Genomic DNA, 22,229 nt, shown 5'->3' with positions numbered 1-22,229 from the left:
CACATCCGCCGGGACGGACGGGCTTCGCAGCACAACCCACCTCCCACAACACGCCCGTCGGACAGGTCCAGCGACCGCCGGGACGATTGGCAAGTTCACGATGGCGAAACCAATGGCCCCCGGATAGCGTCATGTTGCCTCGGACATCAGTTGACCCACGGGAGTCGCCAGTGAACCGCCGCACGTTGCCCATTGCCACCGCGCTGACCACCGCGGCATTCCTCCTCCTGACCGCATGCGGCAGCGACGACGAGCCCGGGGCGAACGACAAGATCGCGGGCGTCGACTCGGGCGGGCCGAAGTCCGCGAGCCCGAGCGCACTCCCCGAAAATGACGTCAAGCGGCCCGACATCCAGCTGCCCGGCGACATCAAAGACAGCTTCGAGGACTGGAAGAGCAGCGACCCCACGAAGGACGCGGTTCTGACGGACGCCGCCGAGGCGATGACCGCCACCAACTACGCGATCACTCAGGGGGATCCGGACGAGCCGGCTCTGGCCTTCTACCACCGGGGCAATGCGCTGGTGGGAGCCGCCGACTGGGTCAAGACGTTCGTCGACGCCGGACTCACCTACACGGGAACGGTCCGCTACTACGACCCCGAACTCCAGATGTTCGATTCGAAATCCGGAGGACTCGTCTTCTGTGCTGATGAGTCCCAGGCTTTCAGCAAAAACCGGAAGACCGGGAAAATCAATAAGACTCCGGTCACCAAGACTTCCTACGTTCTCTACAGCACCCGTCTGGAGAAGAACGCGGACGGCATTTGGCAGACCACCGAACTCAAGTCGAAGAAGGGCCAAGAGAAGTGCACGCCGTGAACAGACGAACACCATACCTGGCAGCCACCCTTTCCTTCGGCCTGATCGCGCTCCTTCCGGCCACGGCTTCGGCGGAGATCATCCCCGGGGGATCCCGCGGTGAGTCGAAACCTTCCGCGGAGCGGAACGGACATACCCTCACCTCGCGCATCAGCTACTCCGGCTCCACGAAGGGCACCTCCGGCAAGTCGTCCGGCGGCTTCGCCCCCACCGGCAACTGGACGCCCCCCGCCTGCTGGTACGAGCCGCGCTCCCCCGCGGAGTTCAAGAAAAGCGTCGAGGACATGTACACGACGACCGTGAACACGCCCGGCCAGCACAGCTACGCCAAGACCGCCGCCGGGCAGTACCGGGACATGTACAAGGACGGCAAGTACAAGAACTACAACCTGGACAAGGCCGACGAAGGCGCCTTCTGGGTCTCGGTCCAGGACGAGGACCGCTGGGACGAGCCGGGCGCGTGGAGCTGTAGCGAACTGCCCTTCTGGGTCGAGAAGGGCAAGGCCCCCCAGGTCAAGAACAGCGTCACCCCCGAAGTCCTCGCCCAACTCGCCTACAACCAGGTCGATGTCCCGAAGACCGAGGTCAGCCTCGCCCCGGCCGGCAACACCAAGGTCAACCTTCCCACCTGGGCCTGGCTCGACGAAGCGACCTTCAAACCCGTCTCGGTCACCGCCTCCCTCGACGCCGGCGGCGTCAGCCTCCGGTCGACCGTCACCGCCACCCCGGTCTCCCTGCACATCAAACCCGGCACCAAGGACGCGACCCTGCATCCCGGAAGCGGCGAATGCGCCTTCCGCGGCGGCCACATCGGCACCCCGTACGCCAAGGGCGACGCCGACAAGACGCCCTCGTGCGGAGTCACCTACCTGCGGTCCTCCGGAAACGGCTCGTACGCGCTCCAGGCCACCCTGACCTGGAACGTCACCTGGACCGGAACCGGCGGCGCGGGCGGCACCCTCCCCACGGGCACCTTCGGCACCACCCAGAACATCACCGTCCAGGAAATCCAGGCCATCAACCGTTGAGCGGAATCGGACGGAAACTCCATACAGCCGACCGCCGAAAGGCCCCGAATGTACACCGAAAAGCTCCCCAGAACATGGTCCGCCATCTGCATCGGCATCTATGTCGTCGGCGTCGCCTACATGGGGTTCGACTCGGTCCCGGAGGACACCGGACCGTGGCTCGCCGTTTCGGCGGTTTTCCTCCTCGTCCTCATCCCCTGCCTCTCCGTCCCGATCTCGAAGGCCATTTACAACCGCATCCACATCGATCCGGCGCGGAACCTGCTCCGCGTCGGCCGGGAACGAATGGCCCTGACGGATGTGGACCCCGCATCCGTCGTCCAGGAGATCCAGCGGCAGCCCCTGAGCCCCGCTCAGCGATACGCCGCGTCGCTGGGCAACATCGACGCCCCGGTTCCGGGGCTCCGGGCGTCCGATCGCGCCGCGCCGCGCCTCGTCGGTGGCGGATGGGGTGTCCCCATGGGAATGAAAAGCGTGGAAATCCGTACCCGGCAGGGCGAACGGCTCTCCATCGCCACACACGACCGGATGGCCTTCCTCACCGCCCTGGCCGGCTCCACCACCCACGGAACACCCGAAAACCGATAGGAGAGGATGAGCGGCATGCCTTCCTTCGACAGCTCCCGCGGCCGGTTTCGACTGGCGGACCGTCACATCACCGTACTGGCACACCTCATGGACAAGGAGGCGCCGCCGGCCGAGCTCTTTCATTCGCTGGGCGAGCTTCAGCGCATCGGCCTCGTCGGCCCGGAGGGCGAGCTCTCGCCGTTGCTCCGCGACCTGCTGACCGCTCTCGCCCAGCCTCTGGTCCTGATCCAGGCCGAAGTGACCGGCCCGCAGGGACCGTTGAACCACGGCGTCGTGGTCGGCCAGGACACCGTGTTCTCCCACGACGGCTGGCCCGGGGACGAGGAGTCCGAATACGTTCCCATCCAGCCGAGCACTCTGGTGTGGGAGCTCGCTCGCAAGGTCAAGCTGCAAAGCATCGACATCGAGGAGTCCGAGTTGCTCGGCGTCCCCGAGATCACGACGACGATGGGCGCGCTGGATGCGGCATTCGCGGTGATGGAACAGGCGACGGACGACGTGGATGCCACCAGGACGGCCGTCATCGCCGCCGTTTCCGGTGCGAGCGACCTTGCCGAACCCGAGCTGTCGGCCCTGGCCGAACTGGCCATGTCCCTCAACTCCACCTGGCGCATGACCACCACCTGGGGCGGCGCATCGGAAGCGGCCTCGGTGCGGAGCATCGCGGTGTGGGACTGCGGACACCACGGCAACTGGGAGCGCGTACAGCCCCAGGAGCCCATCCAGGAGGGGCAGATCGGCCCCGACACCACGCTCCGGGTCGTCCGGACCAGTTCCCGCGACCTCTGGGACAAGCTCGCCGACCTGCTCCCCGACAAGGAAGACCTCGTCCCGAGCAACGCGTAGCCGCAGGAATTTCACCCGGGGGACCACCGTGCGCAACGTCAACGCAGATGATCTGGATGAACTCGCCAAGCTCATAGACGGCAAGGGCGGGATGGGAGACAAGCTCACCGAGGCCCTGAGCCGGGCCTCCTCGCTCGGGGTCTCGGACCGTCTGGCGCCGATCAAGCCGATGCGCAGCTGGGTCACCGAGTCTGGCCCGGACATGCGCCGCCGTGCGACGACGGTCAGAGAGGAGAAGCTGCTCGAACGGGGCGACCGGGAGACGTACAGCGAATGGCTGGCACGGATCGAAGCCCACTATCTGAAGAAAGTGCCCGGCCTCGACAAGTACAGCGAGAAGGAGATCGAAGAGGTCCTGAACGATATTTCGGATTACACCACCGGATTGAAGATCGGCGGCCTCACCCTTATTTCGGGCCCCGCTATGGCGAACGTGCTCTTCAGGAACTCCTGGCACAGCGGCTGGCTGCGCACCATTGTCGATTCCGGGAAGCTCGGCAGCTACCTGCAAGGCCGCGCTCCGGGAATTCTCCGCTCGCTCTCTGCCCCTGGGAGCTGGCTCCCCAGCCAGCTGGCGGGCCAGGTCAACAGCCGTAGCGCGCTCTACCGGGCTCTCAGCCGAATCCCGTTCACCGGGACGCGTGAAGCCAGTATCTTCGGCACCGCCTGGGATGCGGCCCGGGGACTCCCTGTCCTGAACTCCCCCTTCGTGAGCCGTGGCATCAACGCCATCGTCGGATCGGACGCCGCAGCGGCGCTGTACGGCGGAGTGACCCATTCCGGTGCCCTCGTCACACGTGCCGCCAACGCGAACCTGTTCAAGGTCTGGCGCAGCGCGTCCTACTTCCAGCAGCTCTCCAACGCCCGGCCCTCGGTCATCGCCGCCGGCAAGACCGCCTCCCCGTTCCTCAAGGGACTCGCCGCGACCGGGAAGACCGCTGGATTCCTGCGGGGCGCCGGCATCGCGGGCTCCGCCCTCGCAACGGGTGTGAGCGTCGCCAACGTCGCGGCGCAGGGAAACCCCGTCGATGCCTTCAAGAAGAAGGGGGCCGGGTATGTGGCGGACGTGGCCGAGGTCGGCTTCAACGCATCGTTGACGGCCGCCATGATCGCTCCGAACCCTGTCACGATCGGGGCGACCGTCGTATTCGGCGGTGTGTACGTCGGTGCGAAAGTGGTGGAGCACTGGCCCGAAGTAAAGGAAAAGTGGAACGATACGAAGGACTGGGTCGGCGACAAGGCCAAGAAGGTCGGCTCCGGAATTGCGAACGGCGCAAAGAGCATCGGTAAACACGCGAACCCAATGAACTGGTTCTGACATGACGAGGAAGGAGAGGCATGAATGAGTGAGATCACCTTCGAACTCACACCGTTCACCACCAAGAAGGAGTCCGGCCGCAAGGGGATCGTGGGCCCCTACGGCGAAGTGAGTCTTGGACATACGCGCATCAAATGGCCGTTGTCCGCCGCGAAGCCGCTGGAGCTTCGCCTTCATGGCGCGCAGATGCCTGACGCCACGTACACGTCACTCAGCAACTATCGCCCCACACTGAAGGCTCCACGCCTCCTTCTTGACGGCACGCCCGTCGAGATGTCCTTCAAGAGCCGCGCGTTCCGGAAGCAGGACCGCGTACTGCGGCTGTCCTGGCTGGACCGCAGGTACGACTACACCGTAACGGGGCTGAAAAAGGGAGCCGTCCTCAGTCGGCCCGGGGTGAAAATCACCACTGAACGCAGGAAGAACCCGGCCGGAAAGGGGCTCTGTAGCTGGGGCACCGCGACCGGGGAGTGCGATGCCACCGATCTGGCGCTGGCCATCCTTTTCGAGGAGGTCGATACGATCGAACTCACCACGTACGCGGCGGCGATCGAGGTCTTCAACAAGGTGACCACTCCTCGGCGACCCGAACCGATGGACTGAATCACGCAGCGCGGTCACGACCGCATCAAACGGGGAGATCGAGGAAATGGCAGACCCGGAACTCCAAGAACTCACCAGGCGCGCGGGCGAGCTCCGTAGCCTCGCCGACCACATCGCGAGCATCGCGAACGCCCCGCACACATACGCGACCGCCACCATGAAGACCTGGAAGGGCCCCCACGCCGAGCGCACCCGTGGGCAGCTGAAGTCCTGGCGGGCGAAGTGCGACACGGTGGCGGAGGCGCTGCGCGAGGAGGCCCGTACATGCGACCAGTCGGTCAAGGACGCCCGGCAGAGGCAGAAGACCTGAGCCGTCGCATGCCGAAGTGAACGCGCCCCCATCAACCGGCGGTCCGGCAGCGGACCGGGAGGAAGTAATCCATGCGAGTCCTGGTGACGGTCGTGCGGGAAGGGGTTGCCCCGCAGGACCTTCTGGTCACCCTGGAGGCGGAGGCGACCGCCGCCGATGTGGCGGCCTGCCTGACCGGTGGCGACGGGCGGGCATCCGGGGCGGCGGCCGGGCAGTCGCCGTCCCGGGCCGTGGTGGTGTCGCGTTCCGTGTGGGGCGAGCGGATACCGGACCCCCGCGACGCCGGGGTCCCGCTCTGGGTCGACGGCCATCGGTGCGCGCCGGACGAGCCCGCGCGGTCCGTCCTGCGGGACGGTGCCCGCGTCACCACGGACGACGCCATCGGGCCGTTCATGCGGGCAGGAGAGCCCACGGGGCGGTACGAACTCCATGTCAGCGGGGGACCCGGTTCCGGGCATGTGGCCCGTATCCAGGTCGGCAGGTCGACCATCGGCACCGGTTCCTCGTGCACCCTTCCGCTCGCCGACCGCTCGCTGCCCCCGCTCGCCCTCGAACTCTCGGTCGGCCTGGACGGGGCCGTGACGCTCCATCCCCGGGAAGGCGTCTCCGCCTCCATCGGCGACGACGTGGTCACCGCGGACTGCGACTGGCCCGTGGGCGCGGTCGTCCGCGTCGGTGACTCCGTCATCGGGCTGCGGGAACCGCAGCGCCCGGACGCCCACTTGGCGCCCACGGAGGACGGCGGCTACGCCTACAACCGTCCGCCGAGGCTGTCGCCCCTGCGACGGCGCCCCCGCCTCATCGTCCCGGTGGAGCCGGTGAAGGGCGAGGGGCCACGCCTCCAGCTGCTGGCCTCGATGATCCCGGCCTTCTTCGGTGTCGGGATGTACTTCATGACCAAGCAGCTCTACACACTGCTGTTCTGCGCCATGAGTCCGCTGATGATGATCGGCTACTGGGCCGGCGAGGCCCGGCACGAACGCAAGCGGTACAAGCGGGCGGTCAAGCAGTACAAGGCGGACAGCGCGGCGTACGCGACGAAACTGACCGAGCTCGGCGTGGAGGAGCAGCGCGGGCGCCGGGAGGCCCACCCGGATCCGGCGGAGCTGCTGCTGTGGGCCACCGGCCCCCGCAGACGCCTCTGGGAGCGCCGGATCGTCGATCCGGATGCGCTCCAGCTCCGGGCCGGTCTCGCCGCTCTCCCTTCGGACGTGGAACTGCGGTCCGCCAACGGCGGCACTCTCGACGATTCGGTGCGGCCGCCCGTCCTCGCGGACGTACCCGCCGTGCTGCCGCTCGCGGAGCTGGGCGTCGTCGGTGTCGCGGGGGACCGCGGGTCCGCCCTCGGTGTCGCGAACTGGATGGTCGCGCAGGCCGCGATCCTGCACAGTCCCCGGGATCTCGCGCTCGTTGCGCTCTCTTCCTCGCCGGATGCCCAGGACGTCTGGACATGGGTGCACTGGCTGCCGCACACCACCCCCCAGACGGGGCAGAACTGCCTTTCGCTGGTCGGCTCGGACCCCGAGGCCATCGGACGCCGGGTCCAGGAGCTGCTGGCCGAACTGGAGCGCCGGAAAGCGGCGTCCCAGGGGTTCGGCACAGCGGGCGGACTGAGCCCCGATCCGTACACCCTGATCGTTCTGGACGGGGCGCGGCTGCTGCGGCGCGTCCCCGGCATGCCGCAACTCCTCAAGGAGGGCCCCCTTTTCGGCATGTTCGCCCTCTGCATCGAGGAGGACGAACGGCTGCTGCCCGAAGAGTGCAAGGCGGCCGTCAGCGGCCGGACCGATGCCCCGCACCACGTCGAGATCAGCGGCGGGGGGCTTGAAGCCCTGGGCGACGTACTGGCGGATCAAGTGTCGACGGCCTGGTGCGAGCTCGTCGCGCGTTCGCTGGCACCGGTACGGGACGTGAGCCAGGACGACGCCAACGCGGCGCTGCCCACCGCGGCGCGGCTGCTGTCGCTGCTCGGGATGCCCGATCCGGCCGGTGCGGATGTCGCCGGTGTCTGGAAGCGGGGCGGGTCGACCACCGAGGTGCCGATCGGCATCGCCGCGGACGGCCCGTTCACGCTCGACATCAGGCGCGACGGCCCCCACGCCCTGGTGGCGGGTACGACCGGCGCCGGCAAGTCCGAGCTGCTCCAGACGATCATCGCTTCGCTGGCCGTCGCCAACCGGCCCGATGCGCTGAACTTCGTCCTGATCGACTACAAGGGCGGCAGCGCGTTCATGGACTGCGCCCGCCTTCCGCACACCGTCGGCATGGTGAGCGACCTCGACGCGCACCTGACCGAACGTGCCCTCGCCTCCCTGGCCGCCGAGCTCAAACGGCGCGAGGAAATACTCTTCGAGACGGGCACCAAGGACATCGAGGACTACAACGACACCCGAAGGCTTCGCCCCGGACTGGAGCCGATGGCCCGGCTCGTCCTGATCATCGACGAGTTCGCCTCGCTCGTGGCCGAGCTGCCCGACTTCATCGCGGGCCTCGTCGACATCGCCAGGCGAGGCCGCTCCCTCGGGGTGCACCTCATTCTGGCGACCCAGCGTCCGGCGGGCGTCGTCAGCCAGGACATCCGCGCCAACACCAACCTGCGCATCGCACTCCGGGTGACGGACAGCACCGAATCCACGGACGTCATCGAGGCGCCCGACGCCGGGGCCATCGCGAAGTCCACACCTGGCCGGGCGTACGTCCGTTCCGGCGCGCAGTCCCTCGTGGCCGTCCAGTCGGCCCGTATCGGTGGCCGGCGCCCGAGCATCGGCGCGGACCGTCCCAAGGCCGTCGCGGCCGCTGTGGGCTGGAGGGACTTCGGCCGCCCGGCGCCCAGCGCAGCCGAGGGCGAGGACGACGGAACGATGGTCACCGACCTCAGCCTGCTGGTCGACGCGGTACGCGACGGTGCGGAGCTGATGGGTTTCGGCCCCCGGCCCAGCCCCTGGCTCCCGCCGCTGCCCGAGCTGCTGGCGGTCGGCGACCTGCCGGAGGCCACCGACGCGCCGGAGCCCGGCGGCGAGGTCGCCCCGATCCGGATGGGGCTCACGGACCTTCCCTCGGAGCAGGCGCGTGCCGCGCTGACGCTGGACCTCGTCCACGGTGAGCACATGATGCTGATCGGCGGGGCGCGGTCGGGCCGCTCCACCGCGCTGCGTACCCTCGCCGGTTCGCTGGTCGCCACCACGTCGCCGAGGGACGTACACCTCTACGGCATCGACTGCGGAGCCAACGCGCTGCTGCCGCTGACCAGGCTTCCGCACTGCGGGGCGGTGGTCACCCGTGACCAGCCCGACCGGGTGCGACGGCTGCTCGGCCGGCTGACCGACGAGATCTCGCGCCGCCAGCAGCTCCTGGCCATGGAGGGCCTTTCGAGCGCCGCCGAACAGCGCGCGTCGGCGGCCCCCGAGGACCGGCTGCCCTGGATGGTGCTCCTCCTGGACGGCTGGGAGGGGTACACCGCGGCGCTGGAGGGCATCGACTACGGCCGGCTCATCGAGATGATCATCAAGATCTTCCGGGAGGGCGCTGCCGTGGGGGTGAAGGTGGTCATGACCGCGGACCGGAGCGGGTTCAGCGGCCAGGTCTCCCCGTCGTTCGGCGACAAGCTCATCCTGCGTATGACCGACAGCAGCGACTACACACTGGCCGGCCTGTCCACCCGCGACACGCCGAAGAGCATGCCGTCCGGCCGGGCCCTGCGTCTGACCGACCACGGGGTCCAGGAGAGCCAGATCGCGCTCCTGACACCCGACCCGGCCGGGCAGGCCCAGGTCGCGGCGTTGCGGGACATCGGCGAGGAGGCGCTGCGACTCCACGGCGTTCCGCCCCGAGGTCTGCGGCCGCTCCGGGTGGACGAGCTGCCCGTGCGGCTCACCGTGGCGGAAGCCAGGGCGCTCGCCCCCGACTTCACTCCCCCGTCACCGCTCTGGGCGCTCTTCTGCGCGGGCGGCGACGAGCTGGAGCCGATCGGGATCGACCTGGAGGAGTCCGGTCCCGGGTTCCTCGTCGCCGGTCCTCCCAAGTCGGGCCGTTCCACAACGCTCCTGGTGGCCGCGCGCACCCTGCTCGGCCAGCAGGTACCTCTGATCCTCGTGACACCCCGGCGCTCTCCGCTCCGTGCTCTGGAGGCCGAGGCGGGCGTCCTCGGCGTGCTCGACTCGGAGAGCTCGGCCAAGGATCTCGCCAAGCTGACCGGACGTACGAACGGTACGTACGCGGTCGTGGTGGACGATGCCGAGATGCTCTACGACTCCGAGCTCGACACCGCCCTGGAGGAGGTCGCGCAGGCCGGACGGGACGGCGCGATCGGCATCATCGCCGCCGGTGCCACGGACACGCTCAGTTCGCAGTACCGGGGGTTCGGTGTGGAGGTCCGGCGGTCGCGCCAGGGCCTGATCCTCTCGCCCCAGAGCACTTCGGACGGCGAGCTGTTCAACATGCGGCTGCCCAGTCCCGGCAGCGGCCCCACCGGGCGTGGTCTGCTCATTCGCAACGGACAGGTGATGCCGGTCCAGGCATTGCTGGAAGCGTAGGGGCGGGGGCCGAGCCGGCACACAAGAATGCCGGGGCGGTCCGATCGGACCGCCCCGGCATCACCCCGTACGAAGGCCGCTACCTGGTTGCCTCGTCGATCCGGTCGTGACTGCTCTTCGCGGACTTGTGAGCATCGCCAAGGGAGTTGGCGAGCTTCTCAAGGTGCGGCTTGAAGCCGGTCCAGTCGTCACGGAACCGGTCGGCGCCAGGGCCCCGCCAGGAATCGTGGCTGTTCTTGGACTTGCCGTCCAGGAGAGTGATGAGGTCGCGGACCTCTCCCTCCTTCTTCTGGAACGCTTCGTACAGGCCCTTGAGCTCTGTGAGACTTGCACCGCGGTCGATACCGCCGGGTCCACCAGCCATCCGAGACCTCCCCGTGTCGCATCGCAGACAACTTCAGCTGTTTCAGGGGACGCTACCGCATCACAAGCAACATCCGGAAGAAGATCGGACAGCCGGTGGGACCGGACGGACAACCGCGCCCGGCCCACTCGAAATGGCCCACCAGTCAGGAGACTCACCCGCGCCGGCCTTATGCGGCCGCCTCAATTCGTCCCCTATTGCATGGCCGGCCGAATAGCCGGACGGATACGGACCGCGGACCCGCGCGGCGAGAAACCGGCCCGCTTTTCAGGTCCGGGACAATTTCGCGATTTCGCCCCCTGGGGAAAAATGCCCATAGGACACCTCATCCCCCGAGCAGCTCCACCTTCACGTCCGCCGGGAAGCCCGCCGCCTCGCCGGTGCGGCGGGCGAACTCCCGGACGCCCGCCAGCTGGGCCGGGCCGAAGCGGAAGTCGAGCGTCGTGAAGTAGCGCTCCAGGACCTCCGCGTCGAACGCCTCCCAGCGCGCCGCCTGCTCGGCGACCTTGGTGACCTCCTCCAGGGACAGGTCGCGGGAGGCGAGGAACGCCTCGTGGACCTGCTTCACCGCGGTGGGCTCGGCCGCCAGGTAGTCCTTGCGCGCGGCCCAGACGGCGAAGACGAACGGGAGGCCCGTCCACTCCTTCCACATCGCGCCCAGGTCGTGGACCTGGAGCCCGAGGCGGGGGGCGTCGTGCAGGTTGGCGCGCAGGGCCGCGTCGCCGATGAGGACGGCGGCGTCCGCCTCCTGCATCATCAGGCCCAGGTCCGGCGGGCACGTGTAGTAGTCGGGGGTGACGCCGTACCGCTCGGCGAGCAGCAGCCGTGCCAGCCGTACGGAGGTGCGGGAGGTCGAGCCGAGGGCGACCCGGGCCCGGTCCAGGTCCTCCAGCGGCCGCTGCGAGACGATCACGCAGGACATGACGGGGCCGTCGCAGCCGACCGCGATGTCGGGGAAGGCGACCAGGTCGTCCGCGTTGCGCAGGAACTCGACCAGGGTGACCGGGGCGATGTCCAGCTCGCCCCCGACCAGTTGCTCGCTGAGCTTTTCCGGGGTGTCCTTCGACAGCTCCAGGTCGAGCAGGGTTCCGGTGCGTGCCAGCCCCCAGTAGAGGGGAAGGCAGTTGAGGAACTGGATGTGGCCGACGCGCGGCCGGGGGCGACGGTCGTCGCCCGCGACGTTTGAAACGGTTGAATTGTCCACATCGCGAGGCTAGACCCGTACCTTCCGGACCGCCCCACCGGGGGCGGCGGCACACGGGAAGGCGCTCTCGGATGGCTCATCCGGACGGCTATCAAACATCCGGGTGAAGTGATCTTTCCCTCTACCCCTACGGACACGCTGCGTGCTAGGCTCGGTGGCAAGTTGCAGTTTGGTTTCCCTTGCAGTACAGAGCCTGCGGAGCATGTAACCCGCAGGCTTTTGTAGTTTTCAGACTTCATTGCAGGTTCTGGAGCAGGGCAACCCTTTGGCCCAAGGAGGGCTTATGGCTACCGGAACCGTCAAGTGGTTCAACGCTGAAAAGGGCTTCGGCTTCATCGCCCAGGACGGCGGCGGCCCGGATGTCTTCGTCCACTACTCCGCGATCAACGCGTCCGGGTTCCGCTCCCTCGAGGAGAACCAGGTCGTGAACTTCGACGTCACTCAGGGCCCCAAGGGTCCGCAGGCTGAGAACGTCACCCCGGCCTAGTTGCCCGGGTCGGCCGATCGCGGCCGGTAAGAGCAGTACCCAAGGAGCCCCGCTCCTCCGCACCGGCGGAGGAGCGGGGCTCCTGCCCGTGCGCGGGCCGTTCCGAATCGTTGTCGAGGGCTTGTGCAGAGAGTCATCCGTTGCTGACGGGCCGACCCTTCACAAGGCAGACTGTTGACGGCGATATCAACGGTATGGAGCAATCCGGACGGTCTATGACCGATCCGGACACCGTGACCGTGCCGGGCCGTGCGCAGGCAGGACAGGAGGCAGCAATGGGCCGTGACGACGGGCCACGGGTACGCGTTCCGCAGCAGCGGACTCCCGAGCGGGGCCCGGAGGACGAGGCCGTGCTGTACTTCTCCGTACTCGGCCCGGTCCGGGTCCACCGGTGCGGCGAGACGCTGTCGTCCGGGTCGCCCCAGCAGCGCGCGCTGCTGACCGCGTTGCTGCTGCGCGGCGGGCACACCGCGACGGCCGCCGAGCTGATCGACGGCATCTGGGGCGACGAGCCGCCGTCGCAGGCGCTGGCCGCCGTACGCACGTACGCGTCCCGGCTGCGGAAGGTCCTCGGACCGGAGACGCTGGTCAGCGACTCCGGCGGTTACGCGATGCGCACCGGCGCCGACGCGCTGGACCTGACCGTGGCTCAGGAGCTGGCGGCCGGCGCGGAGAAGGCGCGGGCGGGCGGCGACCGGGACGCGGCGCGGGCCCTCCTGAACAAGGCGCTCGGGCTGTGGGACGGCGAGGCGCTGGCCTCCGTGCCCGGCCCGTACGCGGACTATCAGCGCACCCGTCTGGAGGAGTGGCGGCTCCAGCTCACCGAGACCCGCCTCGATCTGGACCTGGAGGCCGGCTGCCACGCGGAGGCGGTCTCCGAGCTGACCGCGCTCACCGCGACGCACCCGCTGCGGGAGCGGCTGCGCGAGCTGCTGATGGTGGCCCTGTACCGCAGCGGCCGGCAGGCGGAGGCGCTGGCCGTCTACGCGGACACCCGGCGGCTGCTCGCCGAGGAGCTGGGGGTCGATCCGCGTGCGGAGCTGGGCCGGCTCCAGCAGCGCATCCTGCGCGCCGACGAGGAGCTGGCCCGCCCGGCCGACGAGCCGGCGCCCGCGGCGGCGCCGGTCCGGCCGGCCCAACTACCCGCGACCGTGCCCGACTTCACCGGGCGGGACGCGTTCGTCCGGGAGCTGGGCGAACGGCTCGGCACGGCGGAGGGGTCCGTGATGGCCGTCTCCGCGCTGGCCGGCATCGGGGGCGTCGGCAAGACGACCCTCGCCGTCCATGTCGCCCACCGGGCCCGTCGGCACTTCCCGGACGGGCAGCTGTACGTCGACCTCCAGGGCGCCGGGGCCCGGGCCGCCGAGCCGGAGACGGTGCTCGGCGCGTTCCTGCGGGCGCTCGGGACCGCGGACTCGGCGATCCCGGAGACGCTGGACGAGCGGGCCGCGCTCTACCGGTCCACGCTGGACGGGCGCCGGGTCCTGGTCCTCCTGGACAACGCCCATGACGCGGCCCAGATCCGCCCGTTGCTCCCCGGTACGGAGGGCTGCGCGGCGCTCGTCACGAGCCGGGTGCGGATGGTCGACCTGGCCGGGGCGCATCTGGTCGACCTGGACGTCATGTCGCCGGAGGAGGCCCTTCAGCTCTTCACCCGGATCGTCGGCGAGGAGCGGATCAGCTCGGAGCGGGAGGCCGCGCTCGACGTGGTCGCCGCGTGCGGCTTCCTCCCCCTCGCGATCCGGATCGCCGCCTCCCGGCTGGCCTCCCGCCGCACCTGGACCGTCTCGGTCCTCGCCGCCAAGCTGGCCGACGAGCGCCGCCGCCTGGACGAGCTCCAGGCGGGCGACCTCGCGGTCAAGGCCACCTTCGAACTCGGCTACGGCCAGCTGGAACCGGCCCAGGCCCGCGCCTTCCGCCTCCTCGGCCTGGCCGACGGCCCCGACATCTCCCTGGCCGCCGCGGCCGCCCTCCTCGACCGCGACCCCCACACGGCGGAGGACCTCCTGGAGGCCCTGGTCGACACGTCCCTGGTCGAGTCCGCCGCCCCCGGCCGCTACCGCTACCACGACCTGGTCCGCCTGTACGCCCGCTCCTGCGCGGAACGGGACGAGCAGGAGCCCGGGGAGCGGGAGGAGGCGTTGTCGCGGCTGCTGGACTTCTATCTGGCGACGGCGGCGGGGGTGTATGCGCTGGAGCGGCCGGGGGACCGCACCGTGGACCACCTGGAGCACACGAACCGTCCCGGGCTGTCGTTCTCCGATCACGGCCGGGCTCTCGACTGGCTGTACGCGGAGGCGAGCCCGCTCCTCGCGTGCGTCCAGCAGAGCGGTGCCGCCGGAACGGTACGGCGTGCGGTCGACCTGCTTCTCGCCTCCAAGGATCTCGCGGAATCGGGCGCCAACTCACGCCAGTTCGAATCAGCTGCCACAACCGTACGAAATGCCGCGACTACGGCTGGTGACGCCCGCTCCGAGGCGAGGGCACGGACGACACTCGCCCAGGTGCACAGCACGGCCGGCCGTTTCGACAGGGCGGAGGAGGAAGCCCGGCAGGCCATGGCTCTCGGCTCGTCGATCGATGACGTCTGGACCCATTGCAACGCGCCGAACGAACTCGGGATCATCGCCGCGTACCGCAATCAGCACGACGAGGCGGAAGTCCTCCTCCAGCAGACCATCACCGCGTTCCGGGCCGACGGCAACCAGGCGGGCGAGGCCAGTGCGCTGTGCAACCTGTCCCGCGTCCATCTGGCCATCGGGCGGACGGCCAGTGCCGTCGAGCTGGCCGGCCGGGGAATCGACCTCTACGCGCACCTCGGACTCACCCTGCGCCTGGCGAATGGCCGGTACGCGCTAGGGCTCGCCCTGACTCGGGCGGGCCGGCAGCGCGAGGCCGAGGCGCGTCTCACCGAGGCCCTTTCCGTCTTCCGGGAGAGCCGCCAGCGGCTCTGGGAGGGGATGACCCTCTTCCGGCTGGCCGAAGTACATCTCGCGGCCCGGCGTCCGGCCCGCGCCGCCGAGTTCTCCGAGCAGGCGCTGACGGTGCTGCTCCACGTCGGAGGCGACTGGCGGCGGGCCAATGTGCTGACCGTGCTGGGGCAGGCCCTGGCCGGCATAGGGCAGGCGGATCGTGCCAAGGTCTGCTGGCAGGAGGCGCTGGTGCTCTTCGACCAGCTGAAGGCTCCCGAGAGCGACATGGTGCGCGGCCTGCTCGGCCGTACCTCGTCCCAGGCCCGCTGACTCCGCGTTCATCGTTCGTTTATCGCCACCCGGCAGCCTCGTGCCTGTCGATGCGTCGCGTCGGGGGGCAGGCGATTCGACAGTGGAACCGCGCACTAAGGTGAACGGCTCTGAACAGCCCGTCCGGCAGCCCACGGGGGAGCAGCCGGACGGGCTTTGCCGACCAACCATGCACTGAGTAACGGAGTTCACAGCATGAGCGACGACAAGAAGATCAAGCTGACCACGCCGAAGCCCGGCACCACCGGCGAAGTCGAGCCGACGGACAGCCACATGACGGGCGAGCCCGAAATCAAGCCGCTGGACAGCCACATGACGGGTGAGCCCGAGATCAAGCCGCTGGACAGCCACATGACGGGCGCAGACCCGCGTTGAACCACCTGGCGGAACCCCGGGGGTAGGGGGAACGGCCGCGGCGGCGCGGAGGGGAAGCCGCCGCGGCCGCCGCGTGTCCGCACCCGGCCGGTCAACGCGATCACATCGACGTTCGGCCGCTTCCCGCCGGAGGGCCGCGTCCGGGGGCGAGCTACAGCCCCCGTACCAAGACCCCCGCCCCGCACAGCTTTTCCATGTCGTCCCGGTCCGAGGTGAAGACCACCGCCCGGCCGGGCTGCCGGTTCGCGATCACCGCGAGAACCGCGTCGATGGCGTACTTGTGGCCGTGCAGGCCGGTGGCCCGGAGGAGGCGGATCGCCTCCTCGGCGACCTCCTGGGTCACCGGCTCGACGACGATTCCGGACATCGCCCAGTCCCAGGCCGGCCGGCGAATCCTGTCGTGGTATGCCTCGACCAGGGTCATGGACGTGGTCATCACACGGATACCGGTGCGGTGCGCGTCCTTGAGCAGGGCCTTCATCTTCGTATCGCCGAGCGCGGCCCTGGAAAGCCCTTCGCAGTCGAGCACGTACGTCACATCGGCCATCAGGCGGCATCCCGCCGCTGCGGTTCCTCGCTCGCGCGCTGCTCGTCAAACCACCGCTCGATCTCGCGCCGCTCGGCCTCGGCCGCCTCCAGCTCGGCGTCCGTCACCCGGCCGAACTCACCCTCAAGCCGCCCCACCAACTCACCCAGCCGGTCGTGCTCGCGCTGGCGCTCTATGGCACGCGTGACATACGCGCTGAAGGCCCCGGGGCCGACCTCGCCGCGGATCTCCTCGGCCAGCTCCTCCGGCAGGGTGACGGTGTACTTCTTGGTTGCCATACACCACACCATACCGCCCCCGCAGGGGCGGCGTGTTCGGTCAGTAGCTCAGCGTCGCCGTGACCGCGCACTTCGTGATCCGGGTGACCTTGTCCGGGTGGTCCATCGGGACGGACACCGTCTTCGTCTCGCCGCGGGACGCCTTCGCCGTGGCGCGGCCCGTGTCCACGACGACACCGGAGGCGTCGAGGAAGGTCACGTCGACGTTGTACGTGTGACTGCCGCTCGCGGTCGCGGTGAGGCGGACCGTGGAGGTGGTGACCGCCTTGGCCGTGCCCTTCGCGGGGGTGGCGCAGCGGAAGACGTACGCCTTCGGGGCGGTGGTGGACGTGGGGGTCGGGGAGGTGCGGGTGGTGCCCGAGGTGGTGCCCGACGTCCGGTTGTAGCGGGTGCCGGAGTCGGTGTCGTGGTACGTGCCGTTGCTCTTCTTGTCGTTGGAGCAGCCACCACCGCTGCTGTGGCTGGAACGGCTCTTGCCGCTCCTGCTCTTGCTCCCGTGGCTGCCGCTCGAAAAGCCGGTGAGCGCGAGTACCACCGCGACCAGGACCACCGTCAGCTTGACGTGCTGCCGTCTCATCGAATCCGCCCCCGATTGTCTGCTGTTGGCGTCGCCGGCCCGGATGGCGGGCGACACGGAACCGTAACGCACAGCATGGCGCGGATGACCGGCGGGCCGGTCATGGCCCTGTCACGGTCTCGTCTCCGTCTGGTGGCGGCTGTCACCCGGGCGGCGTAGCGTCGGAGCGAGAGCGCTCTGGAGGTACGGAGATGATCCGCAACGTCCTCGGTGCGGTCCTCGCTCTCGCCGGAGCGGCGGCCGCCGTGCTGAGCCCCTTCCGTGACTGGTACGACGGCCGCCTCGGGCGGCACTACCGGCTGGGCGACCTCTTCACCGGCACCGGTGTGACCGGTACGCAGTCCGGCGGCCTGTTCGGCTCGCTGTGGCTGCCGTTCCTGTGCGCGGCGGTCGTCACGGTGCTGGGGGTCCTGCTGCGCTCCCGTACGCTCGTCGCCCTCGCGGGCGTGGTGGTGCTCGGGTTCACCGTGCTGTGGATGGTCCGCGTCTTCCAGGTGACGGACAGCCTGGCCGTCGCGGGCGACGGCTCGGGCCTGGACGTGGGCGTCGCGCTCGCGGCCGGCGGGGGTGTGCTGATCCTGGCGGGGGCCGGTGCGATGCCGGGCCGCCGCCGCGCACCGAAGTACACCGCGCCGAAGTACACCGCACCGGACTCCGCCGCCCCCGACACCTGGCCCCCGACCCGCGAACCCGGTCCCTCCGTCCAGACGAGCCCGTGGCCGGAGCCGGAGGGGGACGACCCTTACGTGGGTCCTGACAGATCAAGCCCGCCCGGCGATTGAGGAAACGCCCTACGCCCGGGCTCGGGCCCCCGTGCCCGTGCCCGTGCCCTTCAGCGCGTCCAGCGCGTACACGCAGCGGTCCTTGCTGCACGCGTACACCACACCGGACCTGACCACGGGCGAGCCCGTGATCTCGCCGCCCGTGGCGAGCTTCCAGCGGAGCTGGCCGCCCGCCGCGTCGAGGGTGTACAGGACGTGGTCCGCGGAGCCGAAGTGGACGCGGCCGTCCGCGACGACCGGGGCGCCCACCACCTCGCCGCCCGCCGCGAACCGCCACTTCGGGGTGCCGGTGACCGCGTCCAGGGTGTAGAGCGCGCTGCCGCTGCCCACGTGGACGTTGCCCGCGACGACGAGCACCGGCTCCGCCGACTGGCGGGACTCCGTGGCGATGCGCCAGCGGTCCTTGCCGGTCGCGGCGTCCAGGGCGTACACCGTACCGAGGTAGTCCGCGAGGTAGACCCCGCCGCCGGTGACGGCCGGGCCGGGGGCGAAGGCGGGCGGGGAAAGGAAGACCGCCGGGCACTCGAAGTGCCAGCGGACGTGCCCGGCCGCGATGTCCACCGCGAGCACCCGCGTCCCGGCGGCGATGTACACGTAACCGTCCGGCGCGGGCGTCACCCGGACCGGGACGCCGCCGCAGGAGGCCGCGTCGCCGATGGGGTACGACCAGCGCTCGACGCCGGTCCGGGCGTCGAGGGCCTTGAGGCGGGCGTCCTGCCAGACGTACACCGTGCCGTCGTGGATGACCGGCCCGCCCTCCGGCGTCTCGAAGTCCGTCTGCGCGCCGCTCAGGTCCCACAGCTTCTCGCCGGTCGCCGCCTCCCACGCCTGCACGCCGCCGCCCCGGGTGGCCGTGACGACCGTGCCCCGGTCGGCCTTGAGCGCGTACACCCAGGCGTCGGCGCCCACCCGCCACCGCTCGGCGCCGCCTGCGGCGTCCAGGGCGTAGAGGGAGGGACCGTCCGAGGCGTGGATGCGGCCGCCGTCGACGGCCATCGCCCAGGCGACGTCCCGGGTCTTGAACTGGCGCCGCCCGTTGCCGGTGTCCAGCGCGTGGACCTCGAAGGACGTGACGTACAGCAGGTCGCCGACGACGACGGGCGTGCCCCACACGTCGTTGGACATGCGGAACCGCCAGGGCCGCCAGCGGGCGGGCCCGGACTGCGCGGCTTCGGGCGCCTGGGCCGGCGGGGGCACGGCGGGCGGAGGCGTGCCGTTGACCCCGCCGGGCGGGCGGACCCAGCCGGTCGCGGGGCCCGCGTCGGCGCCGGAGGCGGCCGAGGCCCGGACGTCCTGGACGCGCGGCCCGGGCCCGATCGGCACCTGGACCCCGGTCAGCCGCACCGGCCCCCCGGCATCGGGCACCGGCGGGGCGACAGGCGGTGCGACGGGCGGCGAGGGCGGGGCGGCCGGGGCGCGGCCGCCGCCCCGGCGCCGCTCGATCAGCGCGGTCGCGGCGGCCGGCAGCCACGCGGAAGCCGTACCGCCGTCGTCACCGCCGCCGGCGGCGAAGAGGTGCGGGGCGAGCTGGGCCTGGAGGTCGGCCGGGGTGGGCCGCAGAGCGGGGTCGGTCTGCATGCACGAGTCGATCAGCGGCCGCAGATCGTCCGGCAGGCCCGACAGGTCGGGGCTCTCGCGCAGCAGCATGAACACCGTCTCGACCGGGTTGGCCCCCCGGTACGGGGCGTGCCCGGTCGCGGCGAACACCAGCGTCGAGCCGAGCGAGAAGATGTCGCTGGCCCCCGTCACGCTCCGCGAGTCCCGGGCCTGCTCCGGTGACATGTACGCGGGTGTGCCGACGGCCACGTTGGTCATGGTGAGCCGGGTGTTGGAGACCCCGGACGCGATGCCGAAGTCGATCACCCGGGGGCCGTCCTCGACGACGAGCACGTTCGACGGCTTCATGTCGCGGTGGACGAGCTGCGCCCCGTGGATGGACTGCAACGCCTCCGCGATGCCCGCCGCCAGCCAGCGGACCGCCTGGGTCGGCATGGGCCCGCACTCGTTCACGATCTCTTCGAGCGAGGGGGCGGGCACGTACGCGGTGGCGAGCCAGGGCACGGCGGCGCGCGGGTCGGCGTCCACGACGGCGGCCGTGTAGAAGCCGCTGACGGCCCGGGCGGCCTCCACCTCGCGCGTGAAGCGCACCCGGAACAGCTGGTCCTCGGCCAGTTCCGTACGGACGGTCTTGATCGCCACCCGGCGGCCCGACGCGGACCGGGCCAGATAGACCAGCCCCATGCCGCCGGCCCCGAGCCGTGCCAGCACCTCGAAGGGGCCGATCCGCCTCGGGTCGTGCTGCGTCAGCTGCTCCACTACTTGCCACCTCCCCGTACGGGCCTCTGTTCCCTGAGGCCCGCGAAAATCCCGCCGGGTGCAGCGTCTCATCCATGGACGCGGCCCCGCGGTGCGCACCCCGATTGTTCCTGGCCGGGGCCCCGGTTGCGAACCCGGGGGCGGATCGGGGTGTCCTGTGCCACTCCGCCCGTATCAGGACACAGGCTCCTGAAGTACGGCGAACTCGGCGCCCTGGTCGTCCTGGAGGACCGCCCTCCTCCCGTACGGGATGTCCAGTGGGGGTTCGGTGACCCGGCCGCCGAGCCGCTGGACGGTACGGGCGGTGTCGTCGCAGTCCGCGACGTTGAAGTAGTTCAGGAAGTGGCTGGGCAGCTCGGCGGGGAACGCGGCCGTGATGACGCTCCGCCCGCCGACGGCCGTCTCGGGGCCGGGTTCGGTGCCGGGCGGGGACCACGTACGGAAGTCCACGCGGTGCTCGTCGGTGTCGGGGACGTCCAGGGGTGAGTCGTCCACGTCCGCGCCGCGGAAGCCGAAGACCTCCTCGTAGAAGGGGTCGACGCGCTCCTTGGACCGGGTGTGGACCTCGGTCCAGCAGAAGGAGTCGGGTTCGTTCCGCCGCTGGAAGCCCTCGCGGTCGCCGGCCTGCCAGAGGCCGAAGACCGCGCCGGCCGGGTCGGCGGCCTGGGCGAGCACACCGTGGCGGCCGGCCGGGACGGGTTCGGTGATCACCTGGCCGCCGGCCGCGCGGACGCGGGTGACCGATGCCTCGATGTCGTCGGTGGCGAAGTAGACACCCCAGGCGGTCGGCATCCGGCCGTCCTTCTTCGCGGCCAGTGCGGCGACGAGCCTGCCGTCGCCGAGGGCGTCGGCGCGGCGATCGCCGTCCGGGCGGAAGGTCCAGCCGAACAGCTCGCCGTAGAAGCGTTTGCCCGCTTCCAGGTCGGGGAGCTGCACATCCACCCAGCACGGTGCGGACTGCGCGAACGCGGCCATGGGCCCGGTCCTTCCGTCGTCGGGGTGACGCCCGTCACACTCACGGTAGCTTTACGGTGCGGGCGGCGCGCCCCGGAGGATTTACACCCGAACACCGGTTCGAAAGTTATCCACCGAAGTTATCCACAGGCTGTTAATAACACTGTTCGGACTGTGGGCGCCGAGGGGCCCGAACGGGCCCCGTTCCCCATTTGCTTCGGCCGAATCGCGCTCCGATCACCCGTCGGTAAGCTGACGGCATGACAGGACAAGTACGCACCGTCGACGGCCGCGTGGCCGGTCGACGCGGTCAGGCGACGCGGCAGAAGCTGCTCGACTGCCTCAGCGAGATGCTCAGCTCCTCGCCGTACCGGGACGTCAAAGTCATCGACGTCGCCCGGAAGGCGGGGACTTCACCAGCGACCTTCTACCAGTACTTCCCCGACGTCGAGGGCGCCGTCCTCGAACTCGCCGAGGACGTCGCCAGGGAGGGGGCCGGGCTGACCGAACTGGTCTCCGGCCGCTCCTGGGTCGGCAAGGCGGGCTGGCAGACCTCCGAACAACTCGTGGAGGGCTTCCTCGACTTCTGGCGGCGCAACGACGCGATCCTGCGCGTGATCGATCTCGGCGCGGCGGAGGGCGACAAGCGGTTCAACAAGATCCGCATGAAGGTCCTGAACTCCGTGACCGTTTCCCTGACGGAGTCCGTGAAGGAGCTCCAGGCGAAGGGCAAGGTCGACAAGGACATCAGCGCCGCCGCGATGGCGGGCTCCCTGGTCGTCATGCTGGCCGGCGTCGCCTCGCACCAGAAGGGCTTCACGTCCTGGGGCGTCAAACAGGCCGAACTCAAGCCGAATCTGGCGCAGTTGGTGCACCTCGGCATCACGGGCAAGAAGCCGGCGAAGTAACGATCCCCGCTGGGGCGACGCGCGGCGACCCCGGCGCCCCCAGGTCCTGTCTCACCGACGGCGGACCACACCTGTGGTCCGCCGTCGGCGTATCCGGACGGGGGCCACCCAGGGGCCGTTGGCACGGCGGGCCTCCCCGGCTTCGCCCC

The 22,229-nt window shown here is 70.1% G+C and carries 20 protein-coding genes; 13 read left to right on the top strand and 7 right to left on the bottom strand.

Annotated features, from left to right (window positions below; all coding sequences use genetic code 11):
* Positions 1–170: 170 nt before the first annotated feature.
* The 8 genes from OG338_RS17465 (at position 171) to OG338_RS17430 (ending at position 10,046) form a co-directional block, all read left to right on the top strand.
* The gene (locus OG338_RS17465; protein WP_405938216.1) at positions 171–821 is read left to right on the top strand and encodes a hypothetical protein; all 651 of its coding nucleotides are present in this window, start codon (positions 171–173) and stop codon (positions 819–821) included.
* Positions 818–1,849 (top strand): hypothetical protein, encoded by a 1,032-nt coding sequence (locus OG338_RS17460; RefSeq protein ID WP_405938215.1) that lies wholly within the window; start codon positions 818–820, stop codon positions 1,847–1,849. Before OG338_RS17465 ends, OG338_RS17460 begins: the two co-directional genes overlap by 4 nt.
* Positions 1,850–1,897: 48 nt before the next feature.
* The gene (locus OG338_RS17455) at positions 1,898–2,437 is read left to right on the top strand and encodes a hypothetical protein (protein WP_405938214.1); all 540 of its coding nucleotides are present in this window, start codon (positions 1,898–1,900) and stop codon (positions 2,435–2,437) included.
* A 15-nt stretch (positions 2,438–2,452) separates the two neighbouring features.
* Positions 2,453–3,283, top strand: a complete 831-nt coding sequence (locus tag OG338_RS17450) for a hypothetical protein (protein WP_405938213.1) — start codon at positions 2,453–2,455, stop codon at positions 3,281–3,283.
* 28 nt (positions 3,284–3,311) lie between these two features.
* Positions 3,312–4,601, top strand: a complete 1,290-nt coding sequence (locus OG338_RS17445) for a PE-PGRS family protein (RefSeq protein WP_405938212.1) — start codon at positions 3,312–3,314, stop codon at positions 4,599–4,601.
* 24 nt (positions 4,602–4,625) lie between these two features.
* Positions 4,626–5,204: a hypothetical protein gene (locus tag OG338_RS17440; RefSeq protein ID WP_405938211.1), complete on the top strand. Its 579-nt coding sequence runs from the start codon at positions 4,626–4,628 to the stop codon at positions 5,202–5,204.
* A 46-nt stretch (positions 5,205–5,250) separates the two neighbouring features.
* Positions 5,251–5,514, top strand: coding sequence for a hypothetical protein (locus OG338_RS17435; protein ID WP_405938210.1), 264 nt, complete (start codon positions 5,251–5,253; stop codon positions 5,512–5,514).
* Between the two features lie 71 nt (positions 5,515–5,585).
* Positions 5,586–10,046 (top strand): FtsK/SpoIIIE domain-containing protein, encoded by a 4,461-nt coding sequence (locus OG338_RS17430; RefSeq protein ID WP_405938209.1) that lies wholly within the window; start codon positions 5,586–5,588, stop codon positions 10,044–10,046.
* 79 nt (positions 10,047–10,125) lie between these two features.
* Here OG338_RS17430 and OG338_RS17425 read toward each other — a convergent pair whose 3' ends face one another.
* Positions 10,126–10,410, bottom strand: coding sequence for a WXG100 family type VII secretion target (locus OG338_RS17425; protein ID WP_403989716.1), 285 nt, complete (start codon positions 10,408–10,410; stop codon positions 10,126–10,128).
* A gap of 325 nt (positions 10,411–10,735) precedes the next feature.
* A complete protein-coding gene (locus OG338_RS17420; RefSeq protein ID WP_405938208.1) occupies positions 10,736–11,614 on the bottom strand; it encodes a menaquinone biosynthetic enzyme MqnA/MqnD family protein in 879 nt (292 codons plus the stop codon).
* Between the two features lie 283 nt (positions 11,615–11,897).
* Between OG338_RS17420 and OG338_RS17415 the strand changes: the two genes are divergently transcribed.
* The 3 genes from OG338_RS17415 (at position 11,898) to OG338_RS17405 (ending at position 15,718) form a co-directional block, all read left to right on the top strand.
* Positions 11,898–12,101 carry a cold-shock protein gene (locus OG338_RS17415; protein WP_003967102.1) on the top strand — a complete coding sequence of 68 codons (204 nt, stop codon included), beginning with the start codon at positions 11,898–11,900 and terminating at the stop codon, positions 12,099–12,101.
* A 275-nt stretch (positions 12,102–12,376) separates the two neighbouring features.
* A complete protein-coding gene (locus OG338_RS17410; RefSeq protein WP_405938207.1) occupies positions 12,377–15,343 on the top strand; it encodes a BTAD domain-containing putative transcriptional regulator in 2,967 nt (988 codons plus the stop codon).
* 195 nt (positions 15,344–15,538) lie between these two features.
* Complete coding sequence (locus tag OG338_RS17405; protein ID WP_405938206.1) at positions 15,539–15,718, top strand: hypothetical protein; 180 nt, start codon at positions 15,539–15,541, stop codon at positions 15,716–15,718.
* A gap of 151 nt (positions 15,719–15,869) precedes the next feature.
* On the opposite strand, the gene OG338_RS17400 is transcribed toward OG338_RS17405, so the two are convergent.
* From OG338_RS17400 to OG338_RS17390, 3 genes are read right to left on the bottom strand one after another with little or no spacing between them, the layout of a single operon-like run.
* Complete coding sequence (locus OG338_RS17400; protein ID WP_405938205.1) at positions 15,870–16,265, bottom strand: hypothetical protein; 396 nt, start codon at positions 16,263–16,265, stop codon at positions 15,870–15,872.
* Positions 16,265–16,543, bottom strand: coding sequence for a hypothetical protein (locus OG338_RS17395; protein ID WP_405938204.1), 279 nt, complete (start codon positions 16,541–16,543; stop codon positions 16,265–16,267). Before OG338_RS17395 ends, OG338_RS17400 begins: the two co-directional genes overlap by 1 nt.
* 40 nt (positions 16,544–16,583) lie before the next feature.
* Entirely contained in the window at positions 16,584–17,120 is a 537-nt protein-coding gene (locus tag OG338_RS17390; protein ID WP_405938203.1) for a hypothetical protein, read from the bottom strand.
* Between the two features lie 191 nt (positions 17,121–17,311).
* Between OG338_RS17390 and OG338_RS17385 the strand changes: the two genes are divergently transcribed.
* The gene (locus tag OG338_RS17385) at positions 17,312–17,902 is read left to right on the top strand and encodes a hypothetical protein (RefSeq protein ID WP_405938202.1); all 591 of its coding nucleotides are present in this window, start codon (positions 17,312–17,314) and stop codon (positions 17,900–17,902) included.
* A gap of 9 nt (positions 17,903–17,911) precedes the next feature.
* Here the strand turns inward: OG338_RS17385 and OG338_RS17380 are convergent, their stop codons facing one another.
* Together OG338_RS17380 and OG338_RS17375 are read right to left on the bottom strand one after the other, a co-directional pair.
* The gene (locus OG338_RS17380) at positions 17,912–20,218 is read right to left on the bottom strand and encodes a PQQ-binding-like beta-propeller repeat protein (RefSeq protein WP_405938201.1); all 2,307 of its coding nucleotides are present in this window, start codon (positions 20,216–20,218) and stop codon (positions 17,912–17,914) included.
* A gap of 174 nt (positions 20,219–20,392) precedes the next feature.
* Positions 20,393–21,193, bottom strand: a complete 801-nt coding sequence (locus tag OG338_RS17375) for a VOC family protein (protein WP_405938200.1) — start codon at positions 21,191–21,193, stop codon at positions 20,393–20,395.
* Between the two features lie 239 nt (positions 21,194–21,432).
* Between OG338_RS17375 and OG338_RS17370 the strand changes: the two genes are divergently transcribed.
* Positions 21,433–22,080, top strand: coding sequence for a TetR family transcriptional regulator (locus OG338_RS17370; protein ID WP_405938199.1), 648 nt, complete (start codon positions 21,433–21,435; stop codon positions 22,078–22,080).
* Positions 22,081–22,229: the final 149 nt, after the last annotated feature.

This window comes from Streptomyces sp. NBC_00726 (assembly GCF_045161735.1).
Taxonomy (GTDB): Bacteria; Actinomycetota; Actinomycetes; order Streptomycetales; family Streptomycetaceae; genus Streptomyces.
The sequence above is the reverse complement of the archived record's forward strand: the minus strand, read 5'-3'. Positions and strand labels throughout refer to the sequence as shown.

Bases quoted from the DNA above. Each gene is read 5' to 3' on its own strand.
- OG338_RS17375 (WP_405938200.1), bottom strand. From the start codon at position 21,193: ATGGCCGCGTTCGCGCAGTCCGCACCGTGCTGGGTGGATGTGCAGCTC.
- OG338_RS17405 (WP_405938206.1), top strand. From the start codon at position 15,539: ATGAGCGACGACAAGAAGATCAAGCTGACCACGCCGAAGCCCGGCACC.
- OG338_RS17450 (WP_405938213.1), top strand. From the start codon at position 2,453: ATGCCTTCCTTCGACAGCTCCCGCGGCCGGTTTCGACTGGCGGACCGT.
- OG338_RS17455 (WP_405938214.1), top strand. From the start codon at position 1,898: ATGTACACCGAAAAGCTCCCCAGAACATGGTCCGCCATCTGCATCGGC.
- OG338_RS17385 (WP_405938202.1), top strand. From the start codon at position 17,312: ATGATCCGCAACGTCCTCGGTGCGGTCCTCGCTCTCGCCGGAGCGGCG.
- OG338_RS17415 (WP_003967102.1), top strand. From the start codon at position 11,898: ATGGCTACCGGAACCGTCAAGTGGTTCAACGCTGAAAAGGGCTTCGGC.
- OG338_RS17425 (WP_403989716.1), bottom strand. From the start codon at position 10,410: ATGGCTGGTGGACCCGGCGGTATCGACCGCGGTGCAAGTCTCACAGAG.
- OG338_RS17435 (WP_405938210.1), top strand. From the start codon at position 5,251: ATGGCAGACCCGGAACTCCAAGAACTCACCAGGCGCGCGGGCGAGCTC.
- OG338_RS17440 (WP_405938211.1), top strand. From the start codon at position 4,626: ATGAGTGAGATCACCTTCGAACTCACACCGTTCACCACCAAGAAGGAG.
- OG338_RS17430 (WP_405938209.1), top strand. From the start codon at position 5,586: ATGCGAGTCCTGGTGACGGTCGTGCGGGAAGGGGTTGCCCCGCAGGAC.
- OG338_RS17410 (WP_405938207.1), top strand. From the start codon at position 12,377: ATGGGCCGTGACGACGGGCCACGGGTACGCGTTCCGCAGCAGCGGACT.
- OG338_RS17370 (WP_405938199.1), top strand. From the start codon at position 21,433: ATGACAGGACAAGTACGCACCGTCGACGGCCGCGTGGCCGGTCGACGC.
- OG338_RS17400 (WP_405938205.1), bottom strand. From the start codon at position 16,265: ATGGCCGATGTGACGTACGTGCTCGACTGCGAAGGGCTTTCCAGGGCC.
- OG338_RS17390 (WP_405938203.1), bottom strand. From the start codon at position 17,120: ATGAGACGGCAGCACGTCAAGCTGACGGTGGTCCTGGTCGCGGTGGTA.
- OG338_RS17395 (WP_405938204.1), bottom strand. From the start codon at position 16,543: ATGGCAACCAAGAAGTACACCGTCACCCTGCCGGAGGAGCTGGCCGAG.